Below are 2,904 nucleotides of genomic sequence, written 5' to 3'. Positions count from 1 at the left end.
AGGTCAAGCTACAAAGGGCGCATGGTGAATGCCTTGGCACTAGGAGCCGAAGAAGGACGCGATAAGCTGCGATAAGCCTTGGGTAGCCGCAAATAGGCTGAGATCCAGGGATTTCCGAATGAGGAAACTCACATGGGTAACCCCATGTATCATGCACTGAATACATAGGTGTATGAGGGTAAACCCGGGGAACTGAAACATCTAAGTACCCGGAGGAAGAGAAAGAAAAATCGATTTCCTAAGTAGCGGCGAGCGAACGGGAAAGAGCCCAAACCAGAAACTTGTTTCTGGGGTTGTGGATAGATCATAAAAGAAGAGGTATCTTAATCGAAGAGGGCTGGAACGCCCTACCATAGAAGGTAATAGTCCTGTAGGTAAAAAGAGAAAACTTCGAGATCTAATCCAGAGTACCACGAGACACGTGAAACCTTGTGGGAAGCAGGGAGGACCACCTCCCAAGGCTAAATACTACCTAGTGACCGATAGTGAAGCAGTACCGTGAGGGAAAGGTGAAAAGAACCCCGGAAGGGGAGTGAAATAGAACCTGAAACCGTGTGCCTACAACCGATCGGAGCACGTTAAAGTGTGACGATGTGCTTTTTGTAGAACGAGCCAGCGAGTTACGCTATGTAGCAAGGTTAAGTACTTAAGGTATGGAGCCGAAGGGAAACCGAGTCTGAAAAGGGCGAAAAGTTGCATGGTGTAGACCCGAAACCGGGTGACCTATCCATGGCCAGGTTGAAGCGAGAGTAAAATCTCGTGGAGGACCGAACCACGTTGGTGTTGAAAAACCATGGGATGAGCTGTGGATAGCGGAGAAATTCCAATCGAACTCGGAGATAGCTGGTTCTCCTCGAAATAGCTTTAGGGCTAGCGTCGTGTAATTGAGTAATGGAGGTAGAGCACTGAATGGGCTAGGGGCTATAGTAGTTACCGAACCCTATCAAACTCCGAATGCCATATACTTGTATCACGGCAGTCAGACTGCGAATGATAAGATCCGTAGTCAAAAGGGAAACAGCCCAGACCATCAGCTAAGGTCCCAAAGTGTAAGTTAAGTGGAAAAGGATGTGGGATTTCTAAGACAACTAGGATGTTGGCTTAGAAGCAGCCACTCATTTAAAGAGTGCGTAATAGCTCACTAGTCAAGAGATCCTGCGCCGAAGATGTCCGGGGCTCAAACTTACCACCGAAGCTATGGGTGTACACTATGTGTACGCGGTAGAGGAGCTTTCTGTATGGGTTGAAGTCGTACCGTAAGGAGCGGTGGACTGTACAGAAGTGAGAATGCTGGCATAAGTAGCGAGAAATAAGTGAGAATCTTATTGGCCGAAAACCTAAGGTTTCCTGGGGAAGGTTCGTCCGCCCAGGGTTAGTCGGGACCTAAGCCGAGGCCGAAAGGCGTAGGTGATGGACAATCGGTTGATATTCCGATACCGCCTATTTACGTTTGAGAAATGGGGTGACGCAGTAGGATAAGATGTGCGCACTATTGGATGTGCGTCTAAGCATTTAGGCATGCTTGATAGGCAAATCCGTCAAGCTAAGCTGAGATGTGATGGGGAGCCATTTATGGCGAAGTATCTGATTCCACACTGCCAAGAAAAGCCTCTATCGAGTGAATAGGTGCCCGTACCGCAAACCGACACAGGTAGGTGAGGAGAGAATCCTAAGGCCATCGGAAGAATTGCTGTTAAGGAACTCGGCAAATTGACCCCGTAACTTCGGGAGAAGGGGTGCCTACGAAAGTAGGCCGCAGAGAATAGGCCCAAGCAACTGTTTAGCAAAAACACAGGTCTCTGCTAAAGCGAAAGCTGATGTATAGGGGCTGACGCCTGCCCGGTGCTGGAAGGTTAAGGGGAACACTTAGCGTAAGCGAAGGTGTGAACTTAAGCCCCAGTAAACGGCGGCCGTAACTATAACGGTCCTAAGGTAGCGAAATTCCTTGTCGGGTAAGTTCCGACCCGCACGAATGGCGTAATGATTTGGGCACTGTCTCAACAGCAAATCCGGCGAAATTGTAGTGCAAGTGAAGATGCTTGCTACCCGCGATTGGACGGAAAGACCCCGTAGAGCTTTACTGTAGCTTAGCATTGAATCTCGGTATTGTCTGTACAGGATAGGTGGGAGACTTGGAARCTTGGGCGTCAGCCTGAGTGGAGTCATCCTTGGGATACCACCCTGACAGTACTGGGGTTCTAACCGGCGGCCATGAATCTGGTCACGGGACATTGTTAGGTGGGCAGTTTGACTGGGGCGGTCGCCTCCTAAAAAGTAACGGAGGCGCCCAAAAGTTCCCTCAGCGCGGTCGGAAATCGCGCGAAGAGTGCAAAGGCAGAAGGGAGCTTGACTGCGACACATACAGGTGGAGCAGGGACGAAAGTCGGGCTTAGTGATCCGGTGGTACCTCGTGGGAGGGCCATCGCTCAACGGATAAAAGCTACCTCGGGGATAACAGGCTGATCTCCCCCAAGAGTCCACATCGACGGGGAGGTTTGGCACCTCGATGTCGGCTCGTCGCATCCTGGGGCTGAAGTAGGTCCCAAGGGTTGGGCTGTTCGCCCATTAAAGCGGCACGCGAGCTGGGTTCAGAACGTCGTGAGACAGTTCGGTCCCTATCCGTCGCGGGCGTAGGAAATTTGAGAGGAGCTGTCCTTAGTACGAGAGGACCGGGATGGACCAACCTCTGGTGCACCAGTTGTCACGCCAGTGGCACAGCTGGGTAGCTATGTTGGGACTGGATAAACGCTGAAAGCATCTAAGCGTGAAGCCAACCTCAAGATGAGATTTCCCATAGCGTAAGCTAGTAAGACTCCTGGAAGAACACCAGGTTGATAGGTCAGAGATGTAAGCATGGCAACATGTTAAGTTGACTGATACTAATAAGTCGAGGGCTTGACCAAA

General features: G+C 50.6%; 1 rRNA gene. It reads left to right on the top strand.

Annotation, left to right across the window (positions count from 1 at the left end):
- Position 1 precedes the first annotated feature (1 nt).
- A 23S ribosomal RNA gene (locus tag ACYUEW_RS18795) occupies positions 2-2,903 on the top strand.
- The last annotated feature ends 1 nt before the right edge of the window (position 2,904 follow it).

The organism is Clostridium sp. CTA-1, from assembly GCF_054768215.1.
The sequence above is the reverse complement of the archived record's forward strand: the minus strand, read 5'-3'. Positions and strand labels throughout refer to the sequence as shown.